Origin of the sequence: Plantactinospora sp. B6F1, from assembly GCF_040120695.1 — a bacterium.
Taxonomy (GTDB): domain Bacteria; phylum Actinomycetota; class Actinomycetes; order Mycobacteriales; family Micromonosporaceae; genus Plantactinospora.
The window spans coordinates 267,959-293,550 of sequence record NZ_JBEEAC010000004.1; the positions used below are offsets into that span (position 1 = coordinate 267,959).

Genomic DNA, 25,592 nt, shown 5'->3' on the forward strand with positions numbered 1-25,592 from the left:
GTTCATCCTTCCTGCTGCCGGCCGAGGCCGGGATAGTCGGCGGGCCGGGCGCCCGGATTGGCGTTCAGCCACGCGAGGTAGTGGTTGTACTCGGTCAGCTCCGGGTCCTCCGGGCCGTCGGCGGCCAGCCGGGGCCGGGTGCTGGTGCGCACCGGTCGGCGTACCCCCGGGGTCGCCGGCCGGGCCGGCGGATCGGCCGGCTCGGCGGCGGCCGGCCGGCCACCGCGCAGCGTGTGGCGCGCCTCCCGCACCCACAGGAAGACGACGAAGCCGGCGAAGATCGGCCACTCGAAGGCGTACGCCCAGCTCAGGGTGTTGCCGGCCAGGGCCCGGCTGATCTGCCACCAGCCGAGGGCGAGGAAGCCGACGACCACCGCGACGGTGAGCACGTGGCGCACGATCCACGCCGGTGTGCACAGCCGCCTCATGCCCCCGAGCGTACCGGGCGGGTCGGTCCCGTCTCCGACGCGGCGTCGTAGTGTCGCCCGGGCGGTGGGGCGGTCGGGGTTTGGCGGTACCCGGTTTGGGCAACCGTCTAGTCGTCCACCCAAACGAGCTATCGGGGGCGACGATGTCCGAATCAGTACGGCACGACGAGTTCTCCCCGGCCGGGTCGCCGATCGACGCCAGCCCAGAACAGCGGATCGGCCAGTGGGACGGTGACCCGGTCCAGCGTGGCGGCACGGCAAGCGACTTCGTGGCCGCCGAGGAGGAGAACCTCGGCATCGACCCGGTCGAGCTGAGCGACGAGGACCTGTTCCGGGAGATGCACAGCCTGCACCGGACCAGGCTGGACACGCTGCGGCACGCCGCCGACACCGCGCTCGGCCACCACCTGCGGCGGACCGCCGAACTGGAGACCGAGTACCTGACCCGGCACCCGGGCCGGGAGGTCGACCCGAGCCGTCTACGGGACGGCGCGTGGTGACGGCCCGCGCCGAGCGGGGCATCTCGGCCCCACCGGAGGTGGTCTTCAACACCGCCACGGATCCGGACCGGGTCGCGGCCTGGCTTCCCGCCCCACTGCGCGAGAACGGCGCGCCGGACCCGGAACTCTCCGTCGCCGGCCTGTGGGCCCGCTGGCACAGCGCCGACCCCCCGGACTGGTCGGTCCGGTTGCGGGTGTCGCCGGTCGCCGCCGGGGGTGCCACCGTACAGCTCGAACTGGAGGCCGACCCGTCGCAGCGGCGGCTGGCGGAGCTGGCCGACGAGATGCTGGTCAGCCTCGCCCGGGAGGTCGACGACAACCTCACCCCGGGATGAGCGCAACGGCGCCCGGGGACGGACGACAGACGGCAGCGGCGGACGGCGGAATCGGCACTGGCGAACGGCGGAACCGGCAGCAGCGAACGGCGGACGGAAACGCGGAACGAGGCGGGATGAACGTGCGGGACAGGGTGGCGCGACTTCGGCAGGCGTACGCTCCCGACGAGCACCGGCCGCTCGGCGGCTATCTGGCGGCGATGGGCACCTACGCCGGGGTGGCGCTGGCGCTGGCCGCCGCGGCGAAGACGACGGGGCGGCGGGTGCCGGACCGGCCGAGCGCCTCCGACGTCGTACTGCTGTCGGTGGCAACGCACAAGCTCAGCCGGCTGCTCTCCAAGGACGCCATAACGAGTCCGCTGCGCGCGCCGTTCACCCGCTACGACCGGCCGATCGGCAGCGGCGAGGTGATGGAGCAGGTACGCGACCAGGGCAGCTCGGCCCGGCACGCCGTCGGCGAACTGCTCAGCTGCCCGTTCTGCCTGGCGGTCTGGGTCGCCACCGGGCTAACCGGCGGCCTGGTGCTCGCCCCCCGGCTGACCCGGCTGGTGGCGACGGCCCTCACCGCCGTGGCCGCCTCCGACTTCCTCCAGATGGGTTATGCCGTCGCGCAGCGGGCCGCCTCCCGTCCGTAGCGCCGCGACGGTGTCGAGGGGTCCAGGTGGTCACCGCGCCGGACCGGGTTGTGCCACCATTTCGGCTGGTCGGGGCGGTGAAGTCAGCCGATGGCGGACCTGGGCGGGTCAGCGCTGCATGCCGGACCAGCCGCGAGGGGACTCCGGCTCCCGCTCGGTGTCCGTACCGGTGATGATGTCCTCGGCCACCGCCGTCTTGTCGTGTTCGTTGCTGAAGTCCGGATCGTCCTGCGGGGTGGTTTCACCGGGTGGCTGCCCGAGTGGAGGTAGCGGCTTCCGTCCGGGCCTGTCGTCGTCGGTCATCGATATCCCTCCTCGCCGTCCGGGTCGGTGGCGTGACGGGGCGGCTCGCCGTACCCGGCGGGTCAGCCCGGTGTGCCGCCGAGCAGGTCGGCGACCTCGTCGACCGCGTACTCGCCCTCGGGCAGTGCGTTGATCCTGGTCAAGAGTTCCGCGGGCACCTCGGCGGCAACCGCCCGGCGCTGGATCTCCGACTGCGTGACCCGCTCCTGGCCCGAATAGAGGTCGTCGAGCAGGGCGTCGAGTTCCGGCGCGGTCGAGGCGGCGCGGGCGGGCTGGTCGGTCACGTCGGATCGGCTACCCCGGTTCGATCCGGCCAAACACCCCGCATCTCCCGCCCGGGCCGGTGGAGCGGGCGGTGAGGTGCGTCACGGCAGAGGACGGAACACCGGACCCGGAACCGAGGTTGACTATGACTGTCGGTGTGTCCAGTGTCCCCGGGCCTCACCCTATTGCCCTCGCGGAATACCGTCCGGCTGGAGCCGCGTCGTGCCACTCGCCGAGAGGCGACCTGCACACCGACGCCCGCGCCGCCCATGGCCCCGCCATGGGCGGCGTACTCATTCTCGGGTCTCCGTCCGGTGGCGGCGTCAGCCGCGCCGCCCGGGACGACCGGGCGGGCTGGGGACTCCGCTGCCGCCCTCGGTCGTGGACCGGCCGGCGCCGGGACCGTTCGCTCCGTCGCCGGGACCGTTCGTCGAGGGCCGGCCGTCGCTGATCCGGAGCATCACCACACCGCCGGAGACGGTACGGCCGTCCGGATCGGTGCCGGCGACGGTACCCGCGGCGCAGTTCGAGGCCACCCGGTTCGGGTCGACCTCGACCCTGAACCCGGCGCTGCGCAGCGTCGCGGTGGCGTCGTCGACGGAGCGGCAGTTGACCGAGGGCACCGACCGCTGGTCCCCGTACACCAGTTTCTCGTCCGGCCGGGGGAAGTCCTGCTTCGGCTTCCCCTTCATGGCGTCGGCGAGCGTCTCGTAGACGGCCGGGTTCACGATGTCGTGGTCCATCCTGGCGGTGGTCTCCGGCCAGTCCGGGTTGGCCATGATGCCGGCCACCGAGAGCGTGGTGGTCATGGCCACCAGCGAGGCGGTCCGGTCGCTGTCCGTGGTGCCGGTCTTGCCCGCCACCGGGTGGCCCACCACCCGGCGCGCGTCCGCCTCGGTCGCGCCACGACACCTGCCGTACGCGGACTGGTCGCCGACCGGGCACCGGGCCGCGTCGACGGCCGCTCGGGCCACCGCCGGGTCCACCGCCCGGTCGCAGCGCGGGTTGGCGATGTCGAGCGCCCTGCCGGTGCGGTCCCTGACCTCCTGTACCGGGATCGACTCGCAGTGCTTGCCGTCCGCGGCCAGCGTCGCGTACGCGTTGGCCAGATCCAGCGGGGTGGTCGCCGAGACACCGAGGGTGAACGAGCCCCAGCCGTCGGCCCGGACCGGGTCCTTGGCCATCGCCGCCTCGCCCGGCTCCCGGAACCGGATGCCGAGCCGCTGTGCCGCGTCGACGACCTCGGCCGCCCCGACCCGCTCCTCCAGCGGTACGAAGTAGGTGTTGACGGAGCGACCGAACGCGCTCCACATGTCGTGCACGCCGGCCATGCTCCGGTTGTCGTTGCTCGGGCACCACCGCTCGGTGCCGGCGCAGGCGGACTCGCTGCCGGCCTTCGCCGAGTACTTCGACGGGTAGCGGTGCGGGGCGTTGTAGGTGTGGCTCAGCGGGTAGCCCTGCTCCAGCGCGGCCACCAGGGTGAAGATCTTGAAGGTCGATCCGCCCTGGTACCCGGCGACGCCACCGCCACCGGTCAGCAGCGGGTTGGTGGTACGCGGATAGGTGGCCCGCATCCCCGCGTCCGCCTGCCTCGGGTTGCTGGATATCGGGTTCTTCGGCTTCACCGGGTCGTCCAGCCCGAATGTACGGTTGGTGGCCAGCGCCCGCACCCGGCCGGTGCCCGGCTCGACGGCCGCCACCATCAGGGCGTCCTTCCGTCCGGTGGGCAGGTACTGCTGGACGTTCTTGTACGCCGCCTTCTGCACCGTCGGGTCCAGGGTGGTGACGATCCGGTACCCGCCGCCCTTGAGCCGCCGCTCCCGGTCGTACGCGGTCTCGCCGAACGCCTCCTGATCCATCCACCAGCGGTAGAAGTAGTCGCAGAAGAAGCCCCAGTCGTTGTGCACCGAGCCGGTGCAGCCGTTGGCCGGCCGCTGCCCCTTGACCTTGAGCGGGGTGTCCAGCGCCGCCTGCTTCTCCGCCTCGGTGATCGCGCCGATCTCCGCCATCTGCCCGATCACCCAGTTGCGGCGCTGCACCGTCCGGTCGTGACCGGGGCCGTCGACGTCCAGCGCGTCGTAGTAGCTCGGCGACTTGACCAGGCCGGCGAGCATCGCCGCCTCCGGCACGGTCAGGTCCTTCGGCTCCTTGCCGAAGTAGAACCGGCTCGCCGCGGCCACCCCGTACGTGCCGTGGCCGAAGGGCGCCATGTTGAGGTAGCGCTCCAGGATCTGGTCCTTGCTCAGCCTGTTCTCCAGTGCCACCGCCAGGCGCATCTCGCGCAGCTTCCGGGCGTTGGTGTCCTCGGTCGCCGCCACCACGACGTTCGGGTCGGTAGCGCCGTAGGTGATCGACATCCGGACGAGCTGCATGGTCAGCGTCGAGGCACCCTGCCGGGAGTTGCCGGTGAAGTTCGAGACCAGGGCACGCAGGAAGCCCCGCACGTCGATCCCGTTGTGCCGGTAGAACGAGTGGTCCTCGGCGCCGATCATCGCGTTCCGCATCGCCGGGGAGATCTCGGCCAGCGCGACGTCGTGGCGGTTCTCGTCGTAGAACGTCGCCATCAGCGTCTTGTTGTCGGCGGCGAAGACCCGGGTCGCCTCCGGCACCTGTGGCACGGTCAGCTCGGTGGGCAGGTCCTGGAACGAGTCGGCGCCGGCCTTGGCCGCGAGCCCGGACATGGCCACCGCCGGGAACGCCGCCCCGGCGACCACGACTCCGGCGAGCAGGGCACAGGTGAGCAGCGTGGCGGCCTTGGTAAGGCTGCGTCGGCGGAGTTTCGGCATGATCGCGTTGAACCTCTGGGGCTGGGCGGGCAGGTCGCGGGCGGGGCGGCCGGCGCGAGCACAACCGTACGCGCGCCTTTCGCCCTATTGATCCAGACGCGGCGCCGAACCGCACGGTTGCGTAACGGTGGAAAGCCCAAGTGACTGCTACGTCACACCCGTCAGGTCGGCGGCGGCCCCGAGCGGCCGCCGCCGATCCGGACAGTCAGCCCAGGGCGGTACCCGCCGGTGCCGCCACCCGCCGTCCCCGGACCGCCGCCGCCAGATCCGCCAGCACCTCCTCGGTCTCCGGCCAGCCGAGGCAGGCGTCGGTGATCGACTGCCCGTACTCCAGCGGCCGGGTCGGGTCCAGGTCCTGCCGGCCGGGTACCAGGAACGACTCCAGCATCACCCCGACGATGCCGCGCTGGCCGTCGGCCATCTGCCGGGCCACGTCGGCGACCACCACCGGCTGCCGGCGGTGGTCCTTGCCGCTGTTGTCGTGACTCGCGTCGATCACCAGCCGCTCGGGCAGCCCGGCCGCCCGGAGCAGCGCCAGCGACGCCGCCACCGACTCGGCGTCGTAGTTGGGCTCGCCCCGGCCGCCGCGCAGCACCAGGTGGCAGTCCGCGTTCCCCCGGGTGTGCATGATCGCCGGAGCGCCGGAGACGTCGATGCCGGGGAAGACGTGTGGCACCCCGGCGGCCCGGATCGCGTCGACCGCCGTAGCCACGCTGCCGTCCGGGCGGTTCTTCATCCCGATCGGCATGGAGAGGCCGGACGAGAGCTGACGGTGCACCTGGCTCTCCACCGTACGGGCCCCGATGGCGCCCCAGGCCACCGTGTCGGCGATGTACTGCGGGGTGATCGGGTCCAGGAACTCGCAGCCGACCGGCAGCCCCAGCCGGAGTACGTCCAGCAGCAGCGCGCGGGCGGCCCGCAGCCCGGTGTTCACGTCACCGGAACCGTCCAGTCCGGGATCGTTGATCAGGCCCTTCCAGCCGACGGTCGAGCGGGGCTTCTCGAAGTAGACCCGCATCACCACCAGCAGGTCCTCGGCGTGCCGGGCCGCCGCCACCCGCAGCCGGCGCGCGTAGTCCAGGGCCGCCACCGGATCGTGCACCGAGCATGGCCCGACCACGACAAGCAGCCGATCGTCCTCGCGGTCGAGGACCTGGGCGACCGATCGTCGGCCGTCCAGCACGGCGCTGGCCAGCGGCTCGTCCAGGGGAAGTTCGTGGTGCAGCAGCGCCGGGGTGGTCAGCGGCACGATCCGGTCGATGCGCTGGTCGCTGACCCGACCCATTCCGGTGGTGGTCATCGTCGAGACTCCCTCTCTGCCGACCGCCACCCCGGGGCCGGCGCCCGGGAGCCGAGCCGGCTGGTCACATGGAAAAAGCAGGGACGATGTCCCTGCTTCAGCCGGCTCTGCTGGATCTTGGTGACGTCAGGTCATGGCTGAGTCACCGGCTCCCGAGCCGGCTGACTAAACCATCGATACGACCGCGTCACGCAGCGAACCATACCCGATCCCGGACCGGACCGGTCCCTACCGTCCATTTGCTGGTACCAAAGGGCGTACGCCGGGGCGCACCGGACCGGATGACCCAGGTCAGCGGCCCGGGGGTTGCGGGTGGGTCAGCGGCCCGGGTTGCGGACGGCGATCGCGGTGTTCAGCGCGGTGGCGAAGCCGGTCCAGGCCAGGTAGGGCAGGAGCGCCGCCCCGGCCACCCGGTCCGCCCGCCAGGCCCGGTGCAGCAGGGCGGCGTTGGCGGCGTTCAGCAGGATCAACTCGGCCAGGGCGAGCCGTGGCCGGCGAGCCCGGAAGAAGAGCGCGGTCCAGCCGGCGTTCAGGGCAAGATCGATCGCGTACGCGCGCCGGAAACCGCTGCGTTGTGCGGCGGTGGTACTGGCGTCGAGAGCGCGGGCGGCGGCGAACGCGATCGAGGCGTAGAGCGGGGTCCAGACGGCGGGGAACGCCGCCGGAGGCGGCTGCCAGGCAGGCTTGTCCAGCGACCGGTACCAGGCGGAACGGGCATCGGTGGCGAGCGAGCCGGCAGCGGCGGCGAGCGCGGTGGCCAGCCCGGTCTTGGCGAGAGTCGAACCGTTCATCCCGGTCTGGTACCCGGTCGGACGCCGGTCATCCCCCGACGGCGTGCCCGGTGTGCCGCCGGAGCGGGCCGGGAGAGTGGGCTGCGGGGGTCAGCGGGTCGGGGACTGCTTCGCGAAGTCGACGAAGGCTCGCCAGGGGGCGGGAGCGAACGTCAGCGTGCCACCCTCGCGGTCCTTGGTGTCCCGGACGAGCACGACGCCAACCAGGTTGTCGGCGACCTCCACGCAGGCGCCACCCGACCCGTTGCTCCGGCGGGACTTGCGCCACTTCGCACCGGACTGGTCACTCATCACCCATCTCCTTGGCGATCATCGCTATCAGGTCGGCCGACCGAGATATATCGAGTGCCACCTCTTCGAGCGACCTCCATGCCTTAGCGTACGCCGCAACTTCCGCCGGCTTGTCGAGGTAGAGGGCGCCGGTGAGTAGCTCGCTGTAGACCGTGGTGGGCTCGGGAGTCCTGATGCCGAGCGTGGGGAACTCGAGGACGATGAACTGCCCACCCGTCAGGGCGAAGGTCGGGGCTGCGGATCGCGGAACGACCTGAATACTCGCCACTCCGTTCGTCACCTGGTCGTGGAGGTGGGCGAGCTGTCGCACCATGCCCGGGGCCTCCCGACGCAGCACCCCCTCGTCGACGATGACCTCCAGGCGTGGCGGCTCCGGGTTCCTGCGGGTCAGGATCTTCTGGCGCTCCATCCGAACTTCGACCAGCCGGCCGACCTCGCGGGGTGAGATGTCCGGATGTGACCGCAGGAGGTGTTCGGCGTACTCCCTGGTCTGGAGCAGGCCGGGGATTGTGGCGGGTTCCCAGTGCCGGAGTCGGGAGGCTGCCGCTTCCAGGCCGACGTACAGCTCGAACCAGGCCGGCAGGGTGTCGCCGTAGGCATGCCACCACCCCTTCGCCTTGGTCTCGGCGGCGAGTTTCTTCAGTACCTCGGTCATCTCACCCGGGGTGCCGTAGAGCCGGCACATCGCCTCGACGTCCCGTGCCTTGACGGCGGTCTGCCCGCCCTCGACCCGGTACATCGTGGAGCGCGACCATTCGAGCTCGGTGCCGGCGGCCTCCAGCGTGAGCCCGGCCTGCTCGCGAGCCTGCCTCAGGATTCGGCCGAGTTGCCTGCGCGGTATCGACGACCCCGCGTCCGTCATCGCCGGACCTCCTGTCTCAATGTGACGCAATCAGTTGATCGATTCTGGGACTGTTTCCAGCGGATTGTGAAAAAGGGACGACTAGCGACGGATGCATCAGCTTAGACCGTTGCGTGTCCCTTGTGGGGGCACCGAGAGTGGCAGCAGCAGGACCGCTCGGTGACCGCCACGCGCCCGGGTGGAACTCGCCTCGGGAGCCGGTCTCGGCCTCTCCCACCGAGATCGGCTCCCACCGACCACCCGAGGAGGTATGCGATGAGGAGACTCCACCGGTTGCTGATCGACTTCCTGGTCGGCCCAGGGGCGCCGCATCGGCGGGACTGGCGTCGCCTCTGGCGCTACTGCCGGTGCGGGTTCCGCTGGCGCTGCCCGGACTCGATCGAACCGGTCCCGATGCCGTACGCGCCGAGGGTGCCGCCGCTCACCCCGGCCGCGTACCGGATGGCAGTGCGCGCCTCGGCGCCGGTGGTCGACACGGGGGACAGCCCACCGCCACCGGCTCGGCCCCGCGCCAGGAACGCGCGAGATCCACTGTGGCACTCACCCTCGGGACGACACGAGATCGGCCGGGTCGGTGCGCGCACGCCCGGTCAGGCCGCGCGGGTACGTCGAGCCGAGGAAGCCCGACCGGCGCTGCCATGATCGGCCGTGAAGAGCGTTGGCGGCGGCACGTACCGGTGCATCCCTCGTACCGGTGCCGGGCCTGCGGCCTCGACTGGCCGTGCCAGGACGCGCGGCTGGCGCTGCTTACCGGCTTCCGAGGCGATCGGGTGGGCCTGATGGTGTACCTCGGCAGCCACCTTGCCCGCGCCCTGCGAGAGCTGCCCGACGTACACCCCGCGCTGCTCGCCGGCCGGTTCCTGCACTGGGTGCCGCGCCGCCGTTGAATGACCTGCCTCATCACCCGATGCCTGCCCCGAGCTGTCGACGTCCCCGTGGTCATGGCAGCTCGGGGCAGGCACCAGCGGTACCCGCAGAGCGAGGCGAGGAATCCCCCGACCAGTAGGCGTGACAGGCGTCAATTGAGCCAGTCAAGCACCTCGTCAGTGGTGACGACCTTGCCGAACCGCGGCAGGACCACCGTCAGAGCGTGGTCATGCTCCGCGGCCGTCATACCGCTCATCGCGTCGGCCACGAAGATGACCTCGAACCCGTGATCGGACGCAGCGCGCGCAGTCGACTCCACACCCATCGTCGTGGCAAGGCCGGTCATGACCACCGAGTGCACGCCGCGCCCCCGCAGTTGGTCGGCCAAGCCTGTGCCATAGAACGCGCCAATGGTCTGCTTCACGACAATGATGTCGCCGGGCTTCGGCTCCAGTGCCGGGACGAATCCACTACCTGGTGGCTGCTCGGCAACGCCCGGCCGATCCACCCGGACCAGCACCACGGTGCCGCCTGCTCGGCGGAACGCTGTCACCAGGCGGATTGCCCGGGCCACCACGTCGGCCCCCTTGTGGGGACCCATGTCCTGCTCGACGATACGTGGCATCAGGTCCACAACGATCAACGCGGTGCGTCCGGCGGGGAATGGCTTGGTGAGGAGTGAAGGCATCCTGCGACCCTAATACTCGGTAGGCGCGTTATTACCGCCACCAACAGCAGCCTGCCACAGTAAATTGCGCACTTGTTCGGCAATTACATCAGGACATCCTTGCCTGAGCGGTCAGCCAATCGTGCAGCGTCATGGCCAGTTGCACGGGCCGGTCGAGCTGCACCAGATGACCTGCTCCGTCGATCAGCTTGAGTTGGGCGCCAGGGATGAGCTCTGCCAGCCGGTGAGCGCGGTCGACGGGGATCCACCTGTCGTTCCCGCCCCATGCCACCAGCACCGGCAGGTCGAGACGTGGATAGAGCCCTTGAATCTCGTCGGTGTACGCCTGATCCGCCTGGGCGATCTGTCGATAGAACGCGGCTTGCCCCTCGGCATCGAGCCAGGGCGACACGAGAGCCTCCATCTGCCCGGGCGTGAGGCCGACGTGACTGGCTCCTGCGATGTAGGCCCGAAGCGCCCCCTCGTGCACGGCGCTGGGAAGCGCGCGGAAAACCTCTGTCTGCTCGCGCACAAGCCGGAAGAAGTCCGACCCCCACGGCGCCAGCGCCACCACGTCGACCAGCGCCAACGACGCGAACGCAGAACCATGCAGGAGCAGCGCCCTCAGCGCGACAGCACCGCCGTAGTCATGGGCGACGACGTGTGGAGACCGCAGATCCCAATGCGCGACAAGGTCGGCCAGAAGCTCACCTTGGACGTCCAGTGACACCCGGTGATGTGCAGACTTCGAGGACTGTCCATAACCGGGCATGTCCCAGAGATGAACCCGGAACCGGTCGCTCAGCGCCTCGGCGTAGGGGGTCCACAACGCGGAGGACCATGGAGTCCCATGGCAGAAAACGACATCGGGGCCGGAACCCGTCCGGCACCACCGAACTTCGCGTCCACGCCACTCGAACTTTTCCGTCAGTTCCATCCCGCCAACACTGCCAGACAGGCCCGCCCCCGGCACATTGCACATGCCGCTGACCAGGCGCGAGAGCAACGCAAGTGCGCTCGGGCTGGTCGCCGCTCGGTCACGCACCGGTACCGATGTCGCCCTGTCTTTCCTCGCCGGAATCAAAGAACCTTGTCAGGTACGCCGGCGGCTCCAGCTCGCTCGCCCGAACCAGCGAGAAGACCTCCGCCCCGTGCCCCGGCTCATCGAACAGCTGATACGCCTGGGCAAACCACACAAAGTCCATGTCCGGCCGCTCAGCCGCGTACCCGAGCGCTTCGTCCTCCGCCAGGGCAACCGCCTGCTCGAAACTCTGGGTCCGCCACAGCGTCAGCCGCTCCTCATACAACTGGCTCGCCACGCCAGCTCTCAATCGAAAGACGCATCGAACGGCGAACCAACCGATCCCGTTTTGCATCACCTCATCGCTCGGGCTTGCCATCCACATATCCTGTCGCCCAGGCATGTCCGCCGCGAACCGATTACGATGACGAGACTACCGACGCCGACCGACGATGGGTGGCCGCACACCACCCACAGCCGGCGCCGGTGCACCGCGTCGACCCGCATCTGGGACTGACCGATACCGACCTCGTGGCAGTGCGCCAATGGCTCGCTCAGCTGAACGGGGCCGCTTGATCGACTGCGCACATCTGCCGTCGACCGCGCCCACCCACAACCAAAGCAGTCACGGCTTCGTGACCGACCTGCCGTGACAGTCGACGTCCGAAACTGCCGATGAGCGTGCGCCTGACCATGACGCCGATGTGCGATCGGTGAAGCGTCAGTTGACCTGATCCATCCACCTTGCGCGGACAAGAATCTCAGTGGCGACCTCGTCGGGGGTACGGTCATTCGTGACTGTGAAGTCGTCAACGAGGGCTTCGGTAGGTATGGACCCGTGCTCGTCCAGCGCCCTCAGGTGCTGCTCGAGCTTTGGTCCCGTGTCTCGTTGGCGCAGGCGGTTGCGGACGGTGTCGACGTCCGCGATCAACCTGACCAGACGGACGTCACAGCCCGCGAGACTCTCCGCATACCGTTCCCGCTGGGCCACGCTGTCGATGACGGCAGCGGCTATGACAAACCGTGCGCCGGCGGCCCTGAAGTTCGCCCATACTGACGCCAGGTTGACGCACTTGAGTTCGTCATAGAATCGACCGCCCGGAGGGCTCACGTTCGGAGGCGGCCCGAACTGGGCCAGCATGTCTGTGTCAACGACGGCCGTGACGTGGCCCGCTTCGGTGAGAACTCGTCCGACCGCGTCTGCCACGGTTGACTTCCCAACACCGGCGACGCCGGTGAGGAGCAAGGCTTTACACACAGAGGTCTGCACGGCTTTCGGCCCCGAGACGGGCCGGGCCGACGCCGTTGCGTCCGGATTTAACAGGAACCAGTAGTTGACCGTGGGACCTTGTGCGGCCAGACCGCCGCCCAGTGACTCGTACAGCGCCCGGGCAGGGGCATTCGCCTCGCCCGTAGCCAGGAACATCCGGGCAGCACCGGCCTGTACGCCGGCCGACATGAACGCGTGTAACAGTGCCCGACCGATTCCCAGCCGACGGCGCTCCTGCGCCACCTCCAGTCGATGAAGGTAAAGCATCGAGGAGGTGTCAGGCCGGATCAGGTGATAACCCCAGCACCACCCGACGATCTCCGCACCGTGAGAGGCCACGAAGGCCAGAGCACCTGGACTCCCTAGGAACGCCTGGCCGCCGCCAGCCGCTGCTCCGAACCTACGCGCCGCACGATCGAAGAGTTGAACGTCGGCTGCCGGTACTCGACGGATCACACGTCATTCTCACTCTTCACCCTTCAGGACGCGGGACAGGAACGCACGGATCTGCCGCAGACCACGCGCTTCCGCTGTTCAGCATGTCACTATCCGTCGTCGACGATCGCGGCTGCCGGATCTTGTGGTCACATGCAATGGCCCACCAGCACCGACACGGCCGGACGCGACGCCTAGCATCGTCCCGATGAACACTCCCGAAAGCGACCCAACGACGTCGGCACCGACGAGGCCCGGCGCTACGGAGGCCCTGCGCCTGCTGTCCGGCGCGCCAGTCGGACTCGACGTCGCCGTCAAGAGACTCAGCCGCGGCAGCGGTGTCTACGCCTGGTGGGCCGCTCCGTCGACCCTTCCCGAACTCCCCGGGCCACCGAACGGGAACGTCCCGTCGCTACGACTGCTCTACCTCGGTCGGGCGACCAGTCTGCGGGGCCGGATCCTGCGCAACCATCTTCGGCGCTCGGGCAGTTCGATGCTGCGCCGCACATTGGCCGGGCTCCTCGCGTCCGAGGGCTACCGGACGACCTGGACCGACCGCGTTGTCCTGGTCCCCGAGGACGAGGCACGGCTGACCGCGTGGATGTACAGGCACCTGTGCCTCACCTGGGCCGAGGACCCGGAGCCGGCGACCATCGAGACCGAACTCGTCCGGCGCCTGCACCCACCACTCAACGTGCACGGCGTCGACCCCGAACACGTCCAGGCGGCCGTGGTCGCCGCAAAGGACGCCTACAACACCAGCAGCCGCCCGGCCGAGGCTATGCGGATGTCGTGACCTGATCGCCCGACGCGAACAGGTACCGATGAGCACCCCATGCCGAGAACAGTACGTGTGATCATGGCGAGGTCGAGGCTGGCCACGCGCCCATGGTCTGGGTACATCCATGGTCTGGGTACGGCAGCGGCAGTCGGGCGGTCAGCCGGCGTAGCGGGGCTCGCCGAGCCGGTGGCGGAATTCCGCGTGAGCGGTCTGGAAGACGTCGTTGAGCCGCGCGAGCTCGGACTCGGTCGGCTCCCGCCGCAGCCCGACATCGATCTTGAAGTCGCCGTCCACGATCGCCACATCGAGGCGGTCGAGCAGGTCCGCGGGAAGTCTGGTGATGACGAAGTCGCGGAACGCATCGGCGATCGTGCCCGCCATGTCGCCACACCCGCAGGTGCGGCCATCCAGCACCGCACCGAGGTGACTGCGGCCGACGATCGCGTCCGGGTGTACGGGATCCAGGACGGCCAGGCCCTCCTCCAGGACCGTGCGGGCCTCCGACAGCCGCGCCTCATGCTGGAGGAACAGACCGAGCGCGACGCAGGCCCGCCCGACCATGTCGTAGTCGGTGCCGCGGCGCGCCTGCCGCACCGCCTCGGTCAGCCGTTGCTCCGCCAGGTCCACCCGGCCGGCCTCCTTCAGCGCGAGGCCCCAGTTGCGCAGGACCTGACTCAGTAGCTCCGGGCGGCCGATGCGCTCCGCCCTCGCGTGCGCCGACCCGTACGTGCGCAGCGCCGCCTCGGCATCGCCGGCGTCGTCCTGGGCCATCGCCAATCCGAGCGCTGCCATCAGCGCTTCCTCCTCGCGGCCCTGCCGGTCGTATGAGGCGAGCACGCGCTCGATCGCATCAACCCGCCCGGCCTGGTCACCGAGATCACGGCCAAGGTTCGCCAGTGCGGACAAGGCGTTGAGCGTCGCCTGGTGGTCGATGCCGAGCCGCTCCTCCAAAGCGGCGACCAGGGAGGTGAGCAGGGACTTGGATGCCGGATCGTCGTGGTCCACCATCTGGGTGACGGATCGCCCGACCTGCTCGACGAGCTCGTCCGGCAGTTGGTGCAGTCCCACGAACAGCGGATCCCGGCTCTCCTCGGCATGCACGATCGCTGCTCGCAGCGCCAACGCGGAGGCCACCCGCTCGTGCCCGTCGCGCCACAGGTTGGCCACCGCCTCCTCGACGACCTGCCGGGCCTCCGCCACCTCGCCACGCTGCCGCAGCAGGTCCGCCAGCGGTTCGAGACCGAACGCGTAGCCGGCGTGCTCGCGACCGTAGAAGGCGAGCCGCTCCTGAACGCCCTGGCGCAACTCCGCCTCGGCGTCATCGAGCCGCCCCGCCATGCGCAGCGCCAAGCCCAGATTGAGCCGGTAGGTCAACTGGTCCTTGCGGGACTCGTGATCGCGCGGAGTCGCGGAGACGGCGTGGCGGTAGCACTCGATCGCGCGGTCGAGTTGATCGGTGTTGAGCAGCACATTGCCGAGGTCGCACTGGGCCGAGGCCCACTCCGGGCTGCCGTGCCCGTGCTTGTCCGTGGCGGCCTGCAACTCGCGCGTCATGAGGTTCTCGGCGTCGCCCATTCGGCCCTCCCGCAAGAGCGCGAAGGCCACCTCGACCGGGGTGGGGGGTGTCGTCACGAGCCGCAAGCTTAGGACCCCCCACCGACACTCGCGCACTCCCGGGAACACCCCGAGCGGGCGATAAGCCCGGGCGCGTTGATGATCACGCCGGGATAATGACCGACGTGGAGGAAGTCAAGGTCGTCGTCGCCCATGACGAGCGGGCGACCCTGCGGGTCGGTGACGTGTTCCTGAAGATCGACGCTGATCAGACACGCACCGACGTCGAGGTCGAGGCGATGGCTCTGGCGCCGGTCCCGACTCCGCAGGTCCTTTGGCGTCGGCCACCCGTGCTGGCGCTGGCCGCCGTTCCGGGTACGGCACTGGGCATCCTCGGCGAGCCCTCACCCGCGTCGTCGGCGGCGTGGGCCGCGGCGGGTGCGGTCGCGCGGATGCTGCACGACGCGCCCCTGCCACCATGGCCCGGTCGGCGCCTCGACGAGCTCGCAGCGCGCCTCGACAGCGAATGCGAATGGCTCGTCACCAATGGTGTCCTTCCCGCGGACGTGGTCGCCCGTAACCGCCAGGTTGCCGAGGCCGCGCTCCGGCCGTGGAAACCCGTCTTCGTGCACGGAGACCTGCAGATCACCCACGTCTTCGTCGACGGCGACACCGTCACCGGCGTGATCGACTGGTCCGAGGCGGCCCAGGGCGACGCCCTCTACGACCTCGCCGTGCTGACGCTCGGACACGAGGAGCGCCTTGACGATGTGGTCGTTGGCTACGGCACCGATGTCGACCTCGACGTGATCCGCGGGTGGTGGTCTTGGCGAAGCCTGGTGGCGGCCCGCTGGCTGGTCGGACACGGCTTCGACCCGTCGCTGCCCGGCGGTGAGTTCGACGTGTTGAGGGCACGGATGTGAGGCTGCACGAACCCGATGGCCACCGCCGCCGGGGCCGGCTCCGGCGGGGTTGTCCGCGCCTGGGCGGGTCGATCGGATAGCGTCGTGACCATGCCCGAGACCGGTTATCCCTGGCCGATCGAAACCACCCGGCTGGACAACGGCCTGCGCGTGGTGGTCAGCGAGGATCGCAGCGCCCCCGTAGTCGCGGTCAACCTCTGGTACGACGTCGGCTCCCGGCACGAACCCGACGGCCAGACCGGTTTCGCCCACCTGTTCGAACACCTGATGTTCGAGGGTTCGGTCAACGTGGCCAAGACCGAGCACATGCAGTTGGTGCAGGGCTCCGGCGGCTCGCTGAACGCGACCACCAACCCGGACCGGACAAACTACTTCGAGACGCTGCCGTCGGAGCACCTGGCGCTCGCGCTCTGGCTGGAGGCGGACCGGATGGGCGGCCTGGTGCCGGCCCTGACCCAGGAGACCCTGGACAACCAGCGCGAGGTGGTGAAGAACGAGCGGCGGCAGCGCTACGAGAACGTCCCGTACGGGGACGCCTGGCTGCGCCTGCTGCCCCTGCTCTATCCGCCCGGGCACCCGTACCACCACGCCACGATCGGCTCGATGGCCGACCTGAACGCCGCCGACCTGGCCACCTTCCAGGCATTCCACACCACCTACTACGCGCCGAACAACGCGGTGCTCACGGTGGCCGGGGACACCTCGGCCGACGAGGTCTTCGCGCTGGCCGAGCGCTACTTCGGCAGGCTCGTCCCGCAGTTCGACATCCCGCCGGCCCCGGACGGCACGATGGTGCCGGCCACCGGGACACCGGTCCGGGAGACCGTCACCGCGGACGTGCCCGCGCCGAGGGTCTACCTGGCGCACCGGACCCACCCGTTCGGCGGCCCCGGCTACGACACGGTGACCGTGCTGGCGACGCTGCTCGGCAGTGGGCGGGGTAGTCGGCTCTACCAGCGGCTCGCCGACGGGGCCCGGCTCGCCCAGCCGGACAGCGTCGGCGCGTTCGGCGTCGACCTGGCGTACGCGCCGGCACCGCTGATCGTCACCGCCACCGCCCGGGACGGGGTGACCGGGCCCGAGTTGGAGGCGGGACTCGTCGAGGTGCTCGACGGGCTGGCCGACGGGGTGACCGAGGCCGAGCTCGACCGGGCCAAGGCACTGCTCACCACCGGCTGGTGGCGGCAGCTCGCCAGCGTGGACGGCCGGGCCGACATCCTCGGCCGGCACGCCACCCAGCTCGGCGACCCGGCCCGGGCGGCCGACCGGCTGCCGGGCTGGCTCTCGGTCACCACGGAGCAGGTCAGCGGGCTCGCCGCCGAGTTGCTCCGGCCCGAGGACCGGGCGACCCTGACCTATCTGCCGGAGACCCAGGAAGAGGCGTGATGACCGAGCCGGGCCCCATTCTGATCACGGAGCGGCCGCCGACCGGGGCGGCCCGGCCGTACACCTTCCCGACGGTGGTCCGCCAGGCGGTGGCCGGCGGCAGCGTCGTCGCCGCCCACCTGCCGGGGCACCACCTCGCCGTCGCGGTGCTGCTGCTCGACGGCGGCGCCGGGCGCGAGCCGCTGGGCCGGGAGGGGCTCTCCGGGGTACTCGCGAAGGCGCTGGAGGAGGGGACGACCCGGCGCGACTCCACGGCGTACGCGCTGGCGCTGGAGGGGCTCGGCACCGAGCTGACCATCGCCACCGACTGGGACGCCTTCCAGGTCAGCGTGCAGGTTCCGGTGCAGCGGCTGCCGGCCGCGGTGGAACTGCTGGCCGAGGCGGTCCGTAGCCCGCGCCTCGACCCTGCGGACATCACCCGGGTACGCGACGACGAGGTCACCGCGCTGCGGATGTACTGGGCGAACCCGGGACCACGGGCCGACGCCACGCTCCGGGCCGACCTGTTCGGCGCCGACCAGCGGCCCGGCCGCCCGATGGACGGCGATCCCGACTCGGTCGCCGCCGTCACCGTCGACGACGTGACGTCGTTCCACGCCGCCTGGCTGACCCGGTTCGGCACCCTGCTGGTCGTCGGTGACCTCGACCGGATCGACCTGGACGTGCTCGGCGCCGCCGCGTTCGCCGGTGCCGACGGCGCGGTGGAGCCGGCCGGACCGCCGCTGGGCGTGCCGGTCCGCGACGAGCGGCGGATCATCCTGGTCGACCGCCCCGGTTCGGTCCAGTCCACGCTGCGGCTCGGGCACGCCGCACCGCACCGGGCCCACCCCGACTACGTCCCGATGGCGCTGGCCGCCACGGTGCTCGGCGGTGCCTTCACCTCCCGGCTGAACCACCTGATCCGGGAGGTACGCGGCTACACGTACGGAATCAGGGCCGAGTTCGGCCACTCGCGGCGGTTCGGTCGGTTCGTGGTCAGCTCCGGGGTGCAGACCGCGGTGACCGCGCCGGCCCTGGTGGACGCGGTGGGCGAGATCACCCGTACCCGGGACGCCGGGGTGACCGAGCCGGAGCTGGCCGTCGCCCGGGCCTGGCGGGCCGGGCAGCTCTCGGTGGAGTTGCAGACGCCCCGGGCCATCGCCAGCGCGCTCGCCACGCTGGTCGTGCACGACCTGCCGGACGACTACCACGCGACCCTGCGCGAGCGGCTGCTGTCGACCGCCGAGCCGGCGGTGTCGGCGGCGGCCGCGACGCACCTGCACCCGCAGGGGCTGACCCTGGTGATCGAGGGCGACGCGGCGGTGATCCGGGACGAGTTGGTCGCCAGCGGGCTCGGTGAGGTGAGCGACGCCACCGGCTGACGCTCCGGCGTCCGGTCGTCCGGCACCGGAGCCCCCGAAACCGGACCGCATGCTGGGCGGTGCGCTGATCGGCCTGCCGGGCCGCCCGAGCGGCTGGGTAGCCTCCCGGTATGAGGATCGGCATTGTGGGGGCCACCGGGCAGGTCGGTGGCGTGATGCGGCGAGTGCTCGCCGAACGCCAGTTTCCGGTGGACGAGCTGCGGCTGTTCGCCTCGGCCCGGTCGGCGGGGCGGACCGTGGCCTGGCGGGACGGTGAGGTCACCGTCGAGGACGCGGAGACCGCCGACTACGCCGGACTGGACATCGTGCTCTTCTCGGCCGGAAAGGGCACGAGCAAGGCGCTCGCTGCCCGGGTCGCGGCCGCCGGCGCCGTGGTGATCGACAACTCCTCGGCCTGGCGGATGGATCCCGAGGTGCCCCTGGTGGTCGCCGAGGTCAACCCGCACGCCGCCGCCGTACGCCCCCGGGGCATCATCGCCAACCCCAACTGCACCACGATGGCGGCGATGCCGGTGCTGCGCCCGCTGCACGCCGAGGCCGGACTGGTCAGCCTGGTCGTGACGACCTACCAGGCGGTCTCCGGCTCCGGCCTGGCCGGGGTCGCCGAGCTGGACGAGCAGGTCCGCAAGGTCGCCGACGGCGCCACCGCGCTCGCCTTCGACGGCCGGGCCGTCGAGTTCCCGGCCCCCCGGCAGTACGCCGAGCCGATCGCCTTCAACGTGCTGCCGGTGGCCGGCTCGATCGTCGACGACGGGTCGGCGGAGACCGACGAGGAGCAGAAGCTCCGCAACGAGAGCCGCAAGATCCTGGAGATTCCCGAGCTGAGGGTCTCCGGCACCTGCGTCCGGGTGCCGGTGTTCACCGGGCACTCCCTGCAGGTCAACGCCAGGTTCGCTCGGCCGCTGAGCCCGGAGCGGGCCCGTGAGCTGCTGGCCGGGGCTCCCGGGGTGGCGCTGGCGGACGTACCGACCCCGCTGCTGGCGGCCGGGCAGGACCCGACGTACGTCGGCCGGTTCCGGGCCGACGAGACCGTCGCGCACGGGCTGGCGTTCTTCTGCGCCAGCGACAACCTGCGCAAGGGTGCGGCGCTGAACGCGGTACAGATCGCCGAGCTGGTGGCCGGCGAGTCGCGCCCGCGGTAGCGGTCGAGCGCGGTCGAATCTGCCGACTCCCTTCCTGCGGCGTTACGTCGAGGTCTGCCCGGGTAGACCGGATCGGCCACATGGAGAGGGGTGCAGGATGACGACCGTCGGAGAGTTCATGACGACCCGCCTGGTGACCATGGACGGCGGCGACACGCTCACCGCTGCCGCCCAGGAGATGCGGGACAGTGCCATCGGCGACGTGATCGTGACCAACGACGACAAAGTCGTAGGTATCGTCACCGACCGCGACATCACGGTACGCGGGGTTGCCGAAGGGTTGAACCCGTCGAGCGCCACGCTGAACCAGATCCTTACCCAGGACGTGGTGACCGTGACGCAGTACGACGACGCGGTCGCCGCCGCGGACCTGATGCGGACGTACGGCGTACGACGGTTGCCGGTGGTCGAGGACGGCCGGCTGATCGGACTGGTCTCCCTCGGCGACCTCGCGGTGGAGCGGGAGCCGCAGTCCGTGCTCGCCGACATCAGCGCCGACGAACCGAACAACTGAGACCTGCCCGACGGGCCCGGGCGACAACGGCGTCCCCGGGCCCGCCGGGCAGCGGCCAGGTCTCCCCGGTCGGTTGATCCCCTCAGCGTCCGCAGACGGTTGGTCCCGGGCGCCCCGGGGACGGTCCGGAGACGGTGACGCGCCCAGGGGACGGTCCGGAGGGCGGTGACGGACAGGCGAGGGAGGGCAGGGCGATGGATCCGACCACCGAGTTCTTCGAAGGACTCAACTACCGTCCGCCGGATCCGCTGCTGCGCGAGATCCGGGGAACGATCCGCTTCGAGTTCGAGTCGGATGTCGACGTCGACACCTGGTTGCTGGTGTTCAGCGCCGGCAGCGTCTCCGCCACCGAGTCGGACCGGCCGGCGGACTGCACGGTCCGGACCGACCGCGAGTTCTTCAACCGGGTCGCCGCCGGCGAGGCGAACGTGTTCGCGGCACTGCTGCGCAACCGGGTCACCGTGGAGGGAAACCTCATCCTGTACAAGTACCTGCTGCACCTGGTGCCCGGGCCGCCCGGCGCGCACGAACCTCGGGAATGGGTGCGGCGGGGGCATCGGAGATGAAACCACTGGTCAGCATCCTCGACGGCAACACCTTCGTGGTCAGCGACGACCGGGGCGACATCGACCCCTCGCCGACCTTTCCCACCGGGTTCTTCTCGTTCGACACCCGGTTCCTGTCGAAGTGGGAGCTGACCGTCGACGGAAACCGGCTCAGCGTGCTCTCCGTCGACGACCTCCAGTACTTCGAGTCGCAGTTCTTCCTGGTCCCCGGCGAGCCGACGCACTACGTGGACGCCAAGCTGTCGATCATCCGGCACCGGACGATCGGCGGCAGCTTCGTCGAGGATCTGACCGTCCTCAACCACCAGGACCAGGCGGTCGAACTGACGGTCCGGTTGAACGTGGCGAGCGACTTCGCCGACCTGTTCGAGATCAAGGATATGCAGGGGAAGGCCGGCGAGACCATCGCGCTGGTCGAGGACGATCGGCTGCGACTCTGCTACCACCGGGAGACCTACCGACGCGAGACGGTCATCACCTCGAGCGCACCCGCCGAGTTCGACCCCGACGGGCTGACCTTCGCGCTGCGGATCGAAGCGCACCAGCAATGGCATACCCGACTGTGTGTGCAGGCCAACGTCGAGGGGGCCGGCGGCCGGGACATCCGGCTCAGCATCCAGCGGCACCGCAGCCGGTCCCCCGAGGAACTGCGGCAAGACCTGCAAGGGTGGCTGGACCGGGCGCCGAAGCTCAGCAGCGACAGCGATGCGCTGACCGGGACGTACCGGCGCAGCCTGGTCGACCTGGCCGCGCTCCGGTACGTGCCGCTGACCTCCGGTGCCCCGCTGCCCGCCGCCGGCCTGCCCTGGTTCATGACGATGTTCGGCCGGGACGGCCTGATCACCTGCCTGCAGACCCTGCCGTTCACCCCGGAACTCACCCCGCCGGCGCTGCGCTACCTGGCGATGACCCAGGGGGTGAGCCTGGACGACTTCCGGGACCGGGAGCCGGGGAAGATCCTGCACGAGGTCCGGTACGGCGAGTCGACCGCGTTCGAGGAGCAGCCACACTCGCCCTACTACGGCTCGGCCGACTCGACCCCGCTCTTCGTGATCCTGCTCGACGAGTACGAACGGTGGACCGGGGACACCAAGCTGGTCGAGTCGTTGGAGTACGAGGCCCGGGCGGCGCTGAACTGGATCGACCGGTACGGGGACCTGATGGGCAACGGCTACGTCTGGTACGAACGGCGGAACCTGCGCAACGGCCTGGAGAACCAGTGCTGGAAGGACTCCTGGGACGGCATCTCGTACTCCGACGGCCGGTTGCCCGCGTTTCCCCGGGCCACCTGCGAGCTACAGGGCTACGCGTACGACGCCAAGATTCGGGGCGCCCGCCTCGCCCGGCTGGTCTGGAAGGACCTGGTCTACGCCGAGCAGCTGGAGCGGGAGGCGGCGGACCTGAAGCAGCGGTTCAACCGGGACTTCTGGGTCGCCGACGGCGAGTACTACGCGCTGGCCCTGGACATCGAGGGCAGCCAGGTGGACGCCCTCTCCTCCAACATGGGGCACCTGCTCTGGAGCGGGATCGTCGACGAGGACCGGGCCGCGAAGGTGGCCGAGCACCTGCTCGGGCCCCGGCTCTTCTCCGGTTGGGGTGTGCGCACCCTGGCCGAGGGGGAGGGCCGGTACAACCCGATCGGCTACCACGTCGGCACGGTCTGGCCGTTCGACAACTCGCTGATCGCCTGGGGGCTGCGCCGGTACGGCTTCCGGTGCGAGGCGGGCCGGATCGCCGAGGCGATGATCGACGCGGGACGGTACTTCGACGGCCGGCTTCCGGAGGCGTTCGCCGGCTACGACCGGGCGCTGACGAAGTACCCGGTGCAGTACCCGACGGCGTGTAGCCCGCAGGCCTGGTCGACCGGTACGCCGATGTTGATGATCAGAACCCTGCTGGGGCTTGACCCGCACGGCGAGCACCTGATCGTGGACCCGGCCCTGCCGGAGCGGATGGGCCGGATGGAACTGCTGGACATCCCGGGGCGGTGGGGCCTGATCGACGCCTTCGGCCGGGGCCGCCCGGAGCACACGGCGAACCTGACGGATTGACCGGGCGGCACGGCCTCCGTCGATGTGCGGGGGTGCCACGGCACCCGCAGGGGTGCGGAATGCCGGACGAATCGGGGAGGAGGCATCATCCGATGGCGGATCCGACCGTCGAGTTCTTCAACCGGATCGAGGAGAGCGGACCGGGCCTGCTGCCGACCAGGGCCCGGGGAACACTCCGGTTCGACATCGACCGGGGCGACGAGGTCGATCACTGGTTCGTCGCGATCAATCGCGGGAACGTGCTGGTGTCGCGCGAGTGGCGGGAGGCGGACTGCGTGGTCACCACCGACAAGGATCTGTTCGACAAGCTCGCCACCGGCGAGGCGCAGGTGCTCGCCGCGTACAACCGGAACGACCTGACCGTGCAGGGGAGCCTGCCGCTGCTGCTGACGTTCCGCCGCGCCTTCCCCTCGCCGCCGGGGACCCGGGATCCCCGGGAGCGGATCCGGGAGCGGTTCGCAGGCGGCCGGGCCGGAAGGAATGGGGAGAGCTGGTCGTGAACGAGCTGGTCAGCATCTTGGATGGCAACACGTTCATGGTCAGCGACTCCGCCGGTGACGTGGATTCGTCCCCGACCGTGCCGTCCGGGCTCTTCGCCTGGGACACCCGGTTCCTCTCCACGTGGGCGCTGACCGTCGACGGCGAGCGGCTGCACGAACTCTCCGTCGACGACCTCCAGTACTACGAGTGCCGGTTCTTCGTGGTGCCCGGCGAGCCGACCCACTACGTGGACGCGAAGACCTCGGTGATCCGGCACCGGACGCTCGTCGATGGGCTCGCGGAGGAGTTGACCGTGCTCAACCACCGCGACGAGTCGGTGGTGCTGACGCTGCGGATGGAGATCGACTGCGACTTCGCGGACCTGTTCGACGCCCGGGAGGCCCGGGCCCTGCCCGGTCGGTCGGAGAAGTTCGTCGAGGATGGCGCGCTTCGGCTGCGCTACGAGCGGAGGCGGCACGTTGCCGAGACGATCGTCACCAGCAGCCTGCCGGCCGCGGTCGACGCCGAGGGCATGACCTTCCAGATCGAACTCGGCGCCCACCAGGCCTGGACGACGACGCTCCGGGCGATCGGCACCATCCGCGGTGCCGGCGGCCGGGACGTCCGGGAAAACCTGAGCGGCTACGAGAAGAGGCGGCCGGAGAAGCAGCGTGAGCTGGCGGAGTGGATGGCCGGGGCCCCGAAGCTCACCTGTGACTGCGGGATGCTGGCGCACACCTACCGGCGCAGCCTGACCGACCTCGCCGCGTTGCAGTACGCCGGGCTGACCGGCCCGGCGAAGCTGCTGGCGGCCGGACTGCCCTGGTACATGTCGCTGTTCGGCCGGCACAGCCTGATCACCGGCTACCAGTCGCTGCCGTACCTACCGCAGATCGCCCGCAGCGCGCTGTCGGTGCTCGCCCTGCTCCAGGGCGGCCGGGTGGACGACTTCCGGGACGAGGAGCCGGGCAAGATCCTGCACGAGGTCCGGTACGGCGAGCCGGGCGGCTTCGAGGACAGCCCGTTCACCACCTACTACGGCGCGGCGGACTGCACACCGCTGTTCGTGGTCCTGCTCGACGAGTACGAGCGGTGGACCGGGGATGCCGAGACGGTGCGGCTGCTGGAGTACGAGGCCCGGTCGGCGCTGGACTGGGTCGACACGTATGGCAACCTGATGGACGACGGCTACATCTGGTACGAGCGCCGCAGCCCCGGCGGGCTGGAGAACCAGGGCTGGAAGGACTCCCGGAACTCGATCGTCTACGCCGACGGCCGGCTGCCTGGCAGTCCCCGGGCCACCTGCGAGCTACAGGGCTACGCCTACGACGCCAAGGTCCGGGCTGCCCGGCTGGCCCGCGTGGTCTGGAACGACCCGGCGTACGCGGACCGGTTGGAGCGGGAGGCGGCCGACCTGCGCATTCGGTTCAACCGGGACTTCTGGATCGCCGACCGGGGCTACTACGCGTTGGCGCTCGACGCCGAGGGCGGCCAGGTCGACGCGCTCGCCTCCAACATGGGGCACCTGCTCTGGAGCGGCATCGTGGACGAGTCCCGGGCCGCGCAGGTGGTCGACCACCTGCTCAGCCGGCCGCTCTTCTCCGGTTGGGGCATCCGGACGCTCGCCTGCGACCAGGCCGGATACAACCCGGTCGGCTACCACAACGGCGCGATCTGGCCGTCGGACAACTCCCTCATCGCGCTGGGGCTGCGCCGGTACGGCTTCGCCGACGAGGCGGCCCGGTTGGCGGTGACGATGATCGAGGCATCCCAGTACTTCGACGGCCGGATGCCGGAGGCGTTCGCCGGCTACGACCGGCGATTCACCCGGTATCCGGTGCAGTACCCCCGGGCGTGCAGCCCGCACAGCTCGTCGGCGGGCGCACCGCTGGCGCTGCTCCGTACCCTGCTGGGCCTGCGTCCGCACCAGGACCATCTGACGATCGACCCGGCGATCCCGGAGCGGCTCGGCCGGATCGAGCTGATCGACATTCCTGGTCGGTGGGGCCGGATCGACGCGTTCGGTCGGGGCCGGGTGCCGCTGGAACCCGACTGAGCCGCCCCGGACGGCCGTTGGAG

At 70.5% G+C, this 25,592-nt stretch carries 28 protein-coding genes; 14 read left to right on the top strand and 14 right to left on the bottom strand.

Annotated elements, in window-relative coordinates; translation table 11 throughout:
* Positions 1 to 2: 2 nt before the first annotated feature.
* Positions 3 to 428, bottom strand: coding sequence for a hypothetical protein (locus ABNF97_RS08650; protein ID WP_349338187.1), 426 nt, complete (start codon positions 426 to 428; stop codon positions 3 to 5).
* A gap of 143 nt (positions 429 to 571) precedes the next feature.
* Between ABNF97_RS08650 and ABNF97_RS08655 the strand changes: the two genes are divergently transcribed.
* From ABNF97_RS08655 to ABNF97_RS08665, 3 genes are all read left to right on the top strand, one after another.
* A complete protein-coding gene (locus tag ABNF97_RS08655; RefSeq protein ID WP_130462315.1) occupies positions 572 to 928 on the top strand; it encodes a DUF6158 family protein in 357 nt (118 codons plus the stop codon).
* Complete coding sequence (locus ABNF97_RS08660; protein ID WP_130465874.1) at positions 925 to 1,263, top strand: SRPBCC family protein; 339 nt, start codon at positions 925 to 927, stop codon at positions 1,261 to 1,263. The genes ABNF97_RS08655 and ABNF97_RS08660 overlap by 4 nt, the downstream gene beginning before the upstream one ends.
* A gap of 116 nt (positions 1,264 to 1,379) precedes the next feature.
* Positions 1,380 to 1,898: a DUF1360 domain-containing protein gene (locus ABNF97_RS08665; RefSeq protein ID WP_130462316.1), complete on the top strand. Its 519-nt coding sequence runs from the start codon at positions 1,380 to 1,382 to the stop codon at positions 1,896 to 1,898.
* A gap of 108 nt (positions 1,899 to 2,006) precedes the next feature.
* On the opposite strand, the gene ABNF97_RS08670 is transcribed toward ABNF97_RS08665, so the two are convergent.
* From ABNF97_RS08670 to ABNF97_RS08705, 8 genes are all read right to left on the bottom strand, one after another.
* Positions 2,007 to 2,201: a hypothetical protein gene (locus tag ABNF97_RS08670; RefSeq protein ID WP_349338188.1), complete on the bottom strand. Its 195-nt coding sequence runs from the start codon at positions 2,199 to 2,201 to the stop codon at positions 2,007 to 2,009.
* 62 nt (positions 2,202 to 2,263) lie between these two features.
* Positions 2,264 to 2,485, bottom strand: coding sequence for a hypothetical protein (locus ABNF97_RS08675; RefSeq protein ID WP_130462318.1), 222 nt, complete (start codon positions 2,483 to 2,485; stop codon positions 2,264 to 2,266).
* A 303-nt stretch (positions 2,486 to 2,788) separates the two neighbouring features.
* Positions 2,789 to 5,251, bottom strand: coding sequence for a transglycosylase domain-containing protein (locus tag ABNF97_RS08680; protein WP_130462319.1), 2,463 nt, complete (start codon positions 5,249 to 5,251; stop codon positions 2,789 to 2,791).
* A 205-nt stretch (positions 5,252 to 5,456) separates the two neighbouring features.
* On the bottom strand, positions 5,457 to 6,551 hold the full coding sequence (locus ABNF97_RS08685) for a 3-deoxy-7-phosphoheptulonate synthase (protein WP_130462320.1): 1,095 nt from the start codon (positions 6,549 to 6,551) through the stop codon (positions 5,457 to 5,459).
* Positions 6,552 to 6,868: 317 nt separating this feature from the next.
* A complete protein-coding gene (locus ABNF97_RS08690) occupies positions 6,869 to 7,342 on the bottom strand; it encodes a TspO/MBR family protein (RefSeq protein ID WP_349338189.1) in 474 nt (157 codons plus the stop codon).
* Between the two features lie 90 nt (positions 7,343 to 7,432).
* On the bottom strand, positions 7,433 to 7,633 hold the full coding sequence (locus ABNF97_RS08695) for a DUF397 domain-containing protein (protein WP_349338190.1): 201 nt from the start codon (positions 7,631 to 7,633) through the stop codon (positions 7,433 to 7,435).
* A complete protein-coding gene (locus tag ABNF97_RS08700; protein ID WP_130462323.1) occupies positions 7,626 to 8,495 on the bottom strand; it encodes a Scr1 family TA system antitoxin-like transcriptional regulator in 870 nt (289 codons plus the stop codon). The genes ABNF97_RS08695 and ABNF97_RS08700 overlap by 8 nt, the downstream gene beginning before the upstream one ends.
* Before the next feature lie 338 nt (positions 8,496 to 8,833).
* Positions 8,834 to 8,971: a hypothetical protein gene (locus tag ABNF97_RS08705; protein ID WP_165436677.1), complete on the bottom strand. Its 138-nt coding sequence runs from the start codon at positions 8,969 to 8,971 to the stop codon at positions 8,834 to 8,836.
* Positions 8,972 to 9,133: 162 nt separating this feature from the next.
* Between ABNF97_RS08705 and ABNF97_RS08710 the strand changes: the two genes are divergently transcribed.
* Positions 9,134 to 9,382, top strand: coding sequence for a flavin reductase (locus ABNF97_RS08710; protein WP_130462324.1), 249 nt, complete (start codon positions 9,134 to 9,136; stop codon positions 9,380 to 9,382).
* Between the two features lie 131 nt (positions 9,383 to 9,513).
* Here ABNF97_RS08710 and ABNF97_RS08715 read toward each other — a convergent pair whose 3' ends face one another.
* The 4 genes from ABNF97_RS08715 to ABNF97_RS08730 all read right to left on the bottom strand — a co-directional run bounded on the left by ABNF97_RS08715 (position 9,514) and on the right by ABNF97_RS08730 (position 12,776).
* The gene (locus ABNF97_RS08715; protein WP_349338191.1) at positions 9,514 to 10,050 is read right to left on the bottom strand and encodes an isochorismatase family protein; all 537 of its coding nucleotides are present in this window, start codon (positions 10,048 to 10,050) and stop codon (positions 9,514 to 9,516) included.
* Between the two features lie 88 nt (positions 10,051 to 10,138).
* A complete protein-coding gene (locus tag ABNF97_RS08720) occupies positions 10,139 to 10,966 on the bottom strand; it encodes an alpha/beta fold hydrolase (RefSeq protein WP_349338192.1) in 828 nt (275 codons plus the stop codon).
* A gap of 100 nt (positions 10,967 to 11,066) precedes the next feature.
* A complete protein-coding gene (locus ABNF97_RS08725) occupies positions 11,067 to 11,429 on the bottom strand; it encodes a hypothetical protein (RefSeq protein WP_349338193.1) in 363 nt (120 codons plus the stop codon).
* Positions 11,430 to 11,771: 342 nt separating this feature from the next.
* A complete protein-coding gene (locus tag ABNF97_RS08730) occupies positions 11,772 to 12,776 on the bottom strand; it encodes a GNAT family N-acetyltransferase (protein WP_349338194.1) in 1,005 nt (334 codons plus the stop codon).
* A 187-nt stretch (positions 12,777 to 12,963) separates the two neighbouring features.
* Here ABNF97_RS08730 and ABNF97_RS08735 point away from each other — a divergent pair, with 187 nt between their 5' ends.
* Positions 12,964 to 13,551 carry a GIY-YIG nuclease family protein gene (locus tag ABNF97_RS08735; RefSeq protein ID WP_349338195.1) on the top strand — a complete coding sequence of 196 codons (588 nt, stop codon included), beginning with the start codon at positions 12,964 to 12,966 and terminating at the stop codon, positions 13,549 to 13,551.
* Between the two features lie 141 nt (positions 13,552 to 13,692).
* Here the strand turns inward: ABNF97_RS08735 and ABNF97_RS08740 are convergent, their stop codons facing one another.
* A complete protein-coding gene (locus tag ABNF97_RS08740) occupies positions 13,693 to 15,111 on the bottom strand; it encodes a tetratricopeptide repeat protein (RefSeq protein WP_349338196.1) in 1,419 nt (472 codons plus the stop codon).
* A 155-nt stretch (positions 15,112 to 15,266) separates the two neighbouring features.
* Between ABNF97_RS08740 and ABNF97_RS08745 the strand changes: the two genes are divergently transcribed.
* The 9 genes from ABNF97_RS08745 to ABNF97_RS08785 all read left to right on the top strand — a co-directional run bounded on the left by ABNF97_RS08745 (position 15,267) and on the right by ABNF97_RS08785 (position 25,569).
* Entirely contained in the window at positions 15,267 to 16,013 is a 747-nt protein-coding gene (locus tag ABNF97_RS08745; protein WP_349338197.1) for a phosphotransferase family protein, read from the top strand.
* Positions 16,014 to 16,103: 90 nt separating this feature from the next.
* Entirely contained in the window at positions 16,104 to 17,399 is a 1,296-nt protein-coding gene (locus ABNF97_RS08750) for an insulinase family protein (protein WP_130462332.1), read from the top strand.
* A complete protein-coding gene (locus ABNF97_RS08755; protein ID WP_349338198.1) occupies positions 17,399 to 18,760 on the top strand; it encodes a M16 family metallopeptidase in 1,362 nt (453 codons plus the stop codon). Before ABNF97_RS08750 ends, ABNF97_RS08755 begins: the two co-directional genes overlap by 1 nt.
* A 110-nt stretch (positions 18,761 to 18,870) precedes the next feature.
* Positions 18,871 to 19,902: an aspartate-semialdehyde dehydrogenase gene (locus ABNF97_RS08760; RefSeq protein ID WP_130462334.1), complete on the top strand. Its 1,032-nt coding sequence runs from the start codon at positions 18,871 to 18,873 to the stop codon at positions 19,900 to 19,902.
* Between the two features lie 97 nt (positions 19,903 to 19,999).
* Positions 20,000 to 20,416 (top strand): CBS domain-containing protein, encoded by a 417-nt coding sequence (locus tag ABNF97_RS08765; protein WP_130462335.1) that lies wholly within the window; start codon positions 20,000 to 20,002, stop codon positions 20,414 to 20,416.
* Between the two features lie 194 nt (positions 20,417 to 20,610).
* Positions 20,611 to 20,982, top strand: a complete 372-nt coding sequence (locus ABNF97_RS08770; RefSeq protein WP_349338199.1) for an SCP2 sterol-binding domain-containing protein — start codon at positions 20,611 to 20,613, stop codon at positions 20,980 to 20,982.
* Positions 20,979 to 23,033 carry an amylo-alpha-1,6-glucosidase gene (locus ABNF97_RS08775; protein ID WP_349338200.1) on the top strand — a complete coding sequence of 685 codons (2,055 nt, stop codon included), beginning with the start codon at positions 20,979 to 20,981 and terminating at the stop codon, positions 23,031 to 23,033. Before ABNF97_RS08770 ends, ABNF97_RS08775 begins: the two co-directional genes overlap by 4 nt.
* Before the next feature lie 92 nt (positions 23,034 to 23,125).
* Positions 23,126 to 23,533 (top strand): SCP2 sterol-binding domain-containing protein, encoded by a 408-nt coding sequence (locus ABNF97_RS08780; protein WP_165436678.1) that lies wholly within the window; start codon positions 23,126 to 23,128, stop codon positions 23,531 to 23,533.
* Entirely contained in the window at positions 23,530 to 25,569 is a 2,040-nt protein-coding gene (locus ABNF97_RS08785) for an amylo-alpha-1,6-glucosidase (protein WP_349338201.1), read from the top strand. Before ABNF97_RS08780 ends, ABNF97_RS08785 begins: the two co-directional genes overlap by 4 nt.
* The last annotated feature ends 23 nt before the right edge of the window (positions 25,570 to 25,592 follow it).

Coding starts and splice junctions, on each gene's coding strand:
- ABNF97_RS08775 (WP_349338200.1), top strand. CDS start 20,979: ATGAAACCACTGGTCAGCATCCTCGACGGCAACACCTTCGTGGTCAGC.
- ABNF97_RS08715 (WP_349338191.1), bottom strand. CDS start 10,050: ATGCCTTCACTCCTCACCAAGCCATTCCCCGCCGGACGCACCGCGTTG.
- ABNF97_RS08680 (WP_130462319.1), bottom strand. CDS start 5,251: ATGCCGAAACTCCGCCGACGCAGCCTTACCAAGGCCGCCACGCTGCTC.
- ABNF97_RS08735 (WP_349338195.1), top strand. CDS start 12,964: ATGAACACTCCCGAAAGCGACCCAACGACGTCGGCACCGACGAGGCCC.
- ABNF97_RS08770 (WP_349338199.1), top strand. CDS start 20,611: ATGGATCCGACCACCGAGTTCTTCGAAGGACTCAACTACCGTCCGCCG.
- ABNF97_RS08690 (WP_349338189.1), bottom strand. CDS start 7,342: ATGAACGGTTCGACTCTCGCCAAGACCGGGCTGGCCACCGCGCTCGCC.
- ABNF97_RS08725 (WP_349338193.1), bottom strand. CDS start 11,429: ATGGCAAGCCCGAGCGATGAGGTGATGCAAAACGGGATCGGTTGGTTC.
- ABNF97_RS08710 (WP_130462324.1), top strand. CDS start 9,134: ATGATCGGCCGTGAAGAGCGTTGGCGGCGGCACGTACCGGTGCATCCC.
- ABNF97_RS08740 (WP_349338196.1), bottom strand. CDS start 15,111: ATGGGCGACGCCGAGAACCTCATGACGCGCGAGTTGCAGGCCGCCACG.
- ABNF97_RS08695 (WP_349338190.1), bottom strand. CDS start 7,633: ATGAGTGACCAGTCCGGTGCGAAGTGGCGCAAGTCCCGCCGGAGCAAC.
- ABNF97_RS08670 (WP_349338188.1), bottom strand. CDS start 2,201: ATGACCGACGACGACAGGCCCGGACGGAAGCCGCTACCTCCACTCGGG.
- ABNF97_RS08750 (WP_130462332.1), top strand. CDS start 16,104: ATGCCCGAGACCGGTTATCCCTGGCCGATCGAAACCACCCGGCTGGAC.
- ABNF97_RS08765 (WP_130462335.1), top strand. CDS start 20,000: ATGACGACCGTCGGAGAGTTCATGACGACCCGCCTGGTGACCATGGAC.
- ABNF97_RS08655 (WP_130462315.1), top strand. CDS start 572: ATGTCCGAATCAGTACGGCACGACGAGTTCTCCCCGGCCGGGTCGCCG.
- ABNF97_RS08720 (WP_349338192.1), bottom strand. CDS start 10,966: ATGGAACTGACGGAAAAGTTCGAGTGGCGTGGACGCGAAGTTCGGTGG.
- ABNF97_RS08780 (WP_165436678.1), top strand. CDS start 23,126: ATGGCGGATCCGACCGTCGAGTTCTTCAACCGGATCGAGGAGAGCGGA.
- ABNF97_RS08755 (WP_349338198.1), top strand. CDS start 17,399: ATGACCGAGCCGGGCCCCATTCTGATCACGGAGCGGCCGCCGACCGGG.
- ABNF97_RS08745 (WP_349338197.1), top strand. CDS start 15,267: ATGACCGACGTGGAGGAAGTCAAGGTCGTCGTCGCCCATGACGAGCGG.
- ABNF97_RS08650 (WP_349338187.1), bottom strand. CDS start 428: ATGAGGCGGCTGTGCACACCGGCGTGGATCGTGCGCCACGTGCTCACC.
- ABNF97_RS08760 (WP_130462334.1), top strand. CDS start 18,871: ATGAGGATCGGCATTGTGGGGGCCACCGGGCAGGTCGGTGGCGTGATG.
- ABNF97_RS08700 (WP_130462323.1), bottom strand. CDS start 8,495: ATGACGGACGCGGGGTCGTCGATACCGCGCAGGCAACTCGGCCGAATC.
- ABNF97_RS08665 (WP_130462316.1), top strand. CDS start 1,380: ATGAACGTGCGGGACAGGGTGGCGCGACTTCGGCAGGCGTACGCTCCC.
- ABNF97_RS08685 (WP_130462320.1), bottom strand. CDS start 6,551: ATGACCACCACCGGAATGGGTCGGGTCAGCGACCAGCGCATCGACCGG.